Raw genomic sequence first — 706 nt, forward strand, 5'->3', positions numbered from 1 at the left:
TAAGCATTCAGAGCTTTTGGTGTACTACCACCGCTTTGATCAAGTGCCGCGATAAAGCCGTCTTTATTCTTTATAGTTATCCTTCACTAATTAGTTTATTAAAAATTTTCATCATAACAGGTCTTCTTTGCCTATTATCGCTGTTATTACATTTTCTGATTATAAAAGTGGCAAGACTAACGCAATTGCCCCAATAATAATCGCTGCCCAGTTGAGTCCTTTCTGTGGGGAAAATAACCCGATGATTCCTAGAACGACTGCAGCTACGCCCATCCATACTGGTTGCCAAAAGAAAGCGATTATCCCTACAAGAATTCCAATCCATCCTAACCATTGCCCAGTTGTATTACTCATGATTTATCTTCTCCTTATGCATATTTTTTAATGATTTATTTAATCGAGAAACATATTCTGTTAAGCGGTCTTGACTTTTGTTTTAAGGACCGGATAGCCTACGTTTTCGATAGCTTTTTGAATCTCTTCAATCGAAGTGACAGCTGAATCAAAATTGGTTTTGACTTTGCTGGAGTTGAATAATACTTTAAGGCTGTCTTTATCAACACCGTTAACTGATTTCACGGCACCTTCAATTTTTTGCATACAACTTGGACAAGACAACGTTTCTAATTGCAATATAGCTTTTTCCATGATTCCTATCTCCTTTATGTGTTTTTATTTTATCGGCAGCAGATTAATGAACACTGCC

General features: G+C 36.7%; 2 protein-coding genes. Both read right to left on the reverse strand.

The features are described 5' to 3' along the window. Positions 1-159 precede the first annotated feature (159 nt). On the reverse strand, positions 160-354 hold the full coding sequence (locus tag ABS911_RS15230; protein WP_003142315.1) for a DUF308 domain-containing protein: 195 nt from the start codon (positions 352-354) through the stop codon (positions 160-162). A 60-nt stretch (positions 355-414) separates the two neighbouring features. After that, positions 415-648: a heavy-metal-associated domain-containing protein gene (locus ABS911_RS15235; RefSeq protein ID WP_350468251.1), complete on the reverse strand. Its 234-nt coding sequence runs from the start codon at positions 646-648 to the stop codon at positions 415-417. Positions 649-706 lie beyond the last annotated feature (58 nt).

The organism is Carnobacterium sp. (genome assembly GCF_040274425.1).

Bases quoted from the DNA above. Each gene is read 5' to 3' on its own strand.
- ABS911_RS15230 (WP_003142315.1), bottom strand. From the start codon at position 354: ATGAGTAATACAACTGGGCAATGGTTAGGATGGATTGGAATTCTTGTA.
- ABS911_RS15235 (WP_350468251.1), bottom strand. From the start codon at position 648: ATGGAAAAAGCTATATTGCAATTAGAAACGTTGTCTTGTCCAAGTTGT.